This is a genomic window from Vibrio sp. V03_P4A6T147, from assembly GCF_002241085.1.
Classification (GTDB): domain Bacteria; phylum Pseudomonadota; class Gammaproteobacteria; order Enterobacterales; family Vibrionaceae; genus Vibrio; species Vibrio anguillarum.
The window spans coordinates 1-3,876 of sequence record NZ_NDIO01000195.1; the positions used below are offsets into that span (position 1 = coordinate 1).

Below are 3,876 nucleotides of genomic sequence, written 5' to 3' on the forward strand. Positions count from 1 at the left end.
GGCTAAATGAGCCTGCAATTTTCTGTCTGATGGATAGATTTTTTAAAAACATGAATGAGTTACCTTTGATTGTTTTTGTCAAAAGTCGCTTAAGCGAACAACATCCATTTACCGACAATGTGATCTACATCCTAATTGGTCGCGGATATTATCATGTTATCTATAAATTGACGATACCTATACTATTAAAGTAGCAGATGTTTGATTGTGCAAAGATAAAACGATTGATTAATTTTAATGATGTGAGGGTGGTTGATTATTGGTTTAACACCTAAGAGTGGTGAGAGGATTTGCAAGCGACCCCTCATTCTGAGTATTTGCCTTAGTGGTAATCGTTGTTCATTGATCTAACACCAAACTTTTTGCTGAGTAACTGTAACATAATGGCAACGTTGTTCGAGATTCAAGTACACCTCTAATTATCGTTTCTATGAGTACTCAGGAAGAGTTTATATGGTGCGTCCTTACTTAAAATTTATCATCCCTATTTTAGTTCCATTACTTATTTTATTGTTGCCTATGACCGCTTTCCCTTTTGAAGGGATGACCGTAATACAGCAGCGAGTGATTGCCATCTTTTTGCTCGCCGCTCTTTGTTGGGTATTTGAACCGATCCCAATCTATGCCACATCGGTAGTCGTGATCGTGCTAGAGCTCCTAATGGTATCGGATAAAGGTATCTGGTTTATGAGGCTTGCTGAGGGAGAAGCTCATTTTGGTGGCTTGCTAAAACATACTGATATCATGGCGACGTTTGCCAGCCCAATTATTATGTTGTTTTTGGGTGGCTTTTTCTTAGCCATGGCCGCCACTAAGTATCGCTTGGATGTCAACCTTGCACGAGTGCTGCTCAAACCATTTGGCCAGAACCCCAAGTATGTCATGTTAGGCTTGATGTTAATTACTGGCATCTTCTCGATGTTTATGTCCAATACCGCAACAACAGCGATGATGCTTTCCATCTTAACGCCTGTCATCGCAGTGTTTGGTCCAAAAGATCCAGGGCGAATTGCTTTTGCTTTGTGTATTCCGGTCGCCGCTAATATTGGCGGTATAGGTACGCCAATAGGTACTCCTCCCAATGCGATCGCATTGAAATATCTGGTTGGTGAAAACTTAATTACCTTTGGTGAATGGATGGCCTTTGGGGTGCCGTTTGTGATCATAATGATGGCACTCGCGTGGGTATTGATTAGCGCCATGTTTAAAGCAGAGCAACAAAAAATTGAATTGACCATTAAAGGTAAATTTTTAAAAACACCAAAAGCCATTATTGTGTATGTCACCTTTGCTCTGACCATTCTTCTTTGGTTGATGGGCTCAACCCATGGTATGAACTCTTATACTGTTGCACTGATACCTGTGGCTGTCTTTTCTCTTACTGGCATCATCAACAAAGAAGATCTAAAGAAAATTTCTTGGGATGTGTTGTGGTTAGTGTCTGGTGGTATTGCGCTAGGACTTGCATTAGACAAAACTGGGTTAGCGCAACTAGTGGTGAACAGCATTCCTTTTGCACAGTATTCACCTTACGTTGTTTTATTTGGTGCGGCATTTTTGTGTCTCATTATGGCCAATTTTATGTCACATACCGCCACCGCGAACTTATTAATGCCGATTATGGCCGCGCTTGGTGCTTCAATGACTTCGCTTACTCCACTAGGTGGAGAAATCACGTTGATTCTCGTGGTTACCTTTGCCGCATCACTTGGTATGTCATTACCTATCAGTACACCACCTAATGCGTTGGCGCATGCTACCGGGCACGTTCAAAGTAACCAAATGGCTAAAGTAGGGGTTGTCCTCGGTGTGATTGGGGTGCTGCTCAGTTTTGTTATGGTTTGGTTACTTCATGCGGTTGGTCATATCGGTTAGGTAGCATTATGTCGGATAAAAGACTTGTTGCACTCATTGATCGTTATTTTCGCCATCCTGAACGGATGGTGAAACTGCCTTCGGGAAGTATTGTCATTGAGCAAGAAGGTTATAATGATCGACTCTATTTCGTATGGTCGGGAGAATTGAGTGGCTATTACAATGAAAAAGGCGATAAACCGATAAAAGTTTTTTCAGCCGGTGCGGGTGCTTTTATTGGCGTGCACAGTTTTTTTTCTGGTGAATGGATAGCTTCTTCAACAGTGGTGGCTGAATCTACGGTAGAGCTTGCCTGGATCGACCGAACTACGGCTGTTTTAGAAGAAGATCAATATGGACCTTTAACCGCCCAGTTTACCCCCGTTATTGTGAATGAATTATCCCGCCGTCAACGACGCGCAACTCAAGAATCAGTGGCAAAAGAAAAAGCATTAGAAAGGTTATATTCGGCTGAGCAAATGACGACCTTGGGCCAGTTAGCGGCGGGCATTGCCCATGAATTGAACAATGCCATCGGGGTAGTGAGTAGCAAATCTGAGCGATTAGAAGTACTGTTTATGGAGCTACTCGAAGAGGTTCATCCTGAAGCGAGCCTCTTTTTCGATTTTGGCTTGATGTATGGTCAGAAAGTATCGTCAAACGAAGCTAGAAGACGAGGTGCTCTTTTCGAAAAGCAATACGCCCTGCCTAAAAATGTGGCAAGAGATTTAGCAAAAGCGGTTCCAGAAGACTACTTATCTTCGCACTGGCTGAAAAATCCACATTTAGCTATCCGTTATTGGCAAATGGGCCGTGACTTGCATGATTTACGTTTGGCCTCTAAACATACTGTTGGCATTGTTAAATCAGTAAAACAACTGGGCCGAACTGAAATTACTCAAGATGAAGAGTTCGATATTAACGATACGATCAATCGAGCATTGGCACTATTACAGAGTGATTTACGACGTGTCAGTGTCCGTATTAGGCCTGCTGCATTACCCTTATTTAAAGGATCTCAGACAGAGCTGGTACAAATTTGGGTAAACATCATCAAAAATGCCTGTGATGCGATGGCTAACATAGCAGAGCCAATGATAGAGATACAAACCAAATTAAGTAAACAACGTATATTGGTAACCATTGCTAATAACGGTCCTGAAATTAACGAAGCCACTAGACGGAAAATATTCCAACCAAGCTTCACCACCAAAAAAGGAGGGTTGTCGTTTGGTTTGGGACTAGGGTTATCAATAGTGAAACGCATTGTTTCTGGGTATGGTGGAAATGTCGTACTCAAAAGTGACAATGAAAGAACAATATTTAGAATTAAATTACCCACGGAGAGCGATTATGGAGAAGCTTAATATCATTTGTGTCGATGATCAAAGGGAAGTATTAAGTGCGATACTGCAAGATCTTCAACCACTCACTTCTTGGCTGAATATTGAAGATTGTGAATCGGCTTATGAAGTATTGGATCTAATGGATGAGTTTGACGAACAAGGTGAGCATATTGCGCTGCTGATGTCAGATCATGTGATGCCAGGAAAGACAGGAGTCGAATTATTAACCGAGGTCGCAGCAGATTCCAGATTTAAGAAAACAAAGAAAATTCTGTTAACAGGGCAAGCAACACACACAGATACGATCAATGCGATTAACACTGCAGGTGTAAATAGGTATTTTGAGAAACCATGGAATGCGAAAGAGCTGGTAGATTGTGTTCGCACTTTAGTGACAGAATTCATCTTTGAAGTAGGTTTAGATTATAAAGACTATCACAACGAATTAGATCAGAAAATAGTGCTAGCAAAACTGAGATAAGTGAATAATGCCCAAATAACTTTAACGGCGGCTATTAAAGTGTTTGGGTATTAATCGATGATATTAAAATGGCCAATAAGCTTGTCATCAGCATTCAATATTTGTCCTTGAGAAGATTCTTCATCATAAATAAAATTGAGATGAAGAGTGTCTAAATTGCAATTTATCTGACTTAATATATGACGTGTCAATATG

Annotated in this window: 3 protein-coding genes; all 3 read left to right on the forward strand. The window is 41.0% G+C overall.

Translation table 11 applies throughout. The features are described 5' to 3' along the window. Positions 1–456: 456 nt before the first annotated feature. Genes B9J84_RS07900 through B9J84_RS07910 form a run of 3 tightly spaced genes read left to right on the forward strand, consistent with a single transcriptional unit; the run spans position 457 to position 3,681 of the window. Positions 457–1,875, forward strand: a complete 1,419-nt coding sequence (locus B9J84_RS07900; RefSeq protein WP_026028719.1) for a DASS family sodium-coupled anion symporter — start codon at positions 457–459, stop codon at positions 1,873–1,875. Between the two features lie 8 nt (positions 1,876–1,883). Further along, the gene (locus tag B9J84_RS07905) at positions 1,884–3,221 is read left to right on the forward strand and encodes an ATP-binding protein (RefSeq protein ID WP_017044755.1); all 1,338 of its coding nucleotides are present in this window, start codon (positions 1,884–1,886) and stop codon (positions 3,219–3,221) included. Then, positions 3,208–3,681, forward strand: coding sequence for a response regulator (locus tag B9J84_RS07910; RefSeq protein WP_010317964.1), 474 nt, complete (start codon positions 3,208–3,210; stop codon positions 3,679–3,681). Before B9J84_RS07905 ends, B9J84_RS07910 begins: the two co-directional genes overlap by 14 nt. The last annotated feature ends 195 nt before the right edge of the window (positions 3,682–3,876 follow it).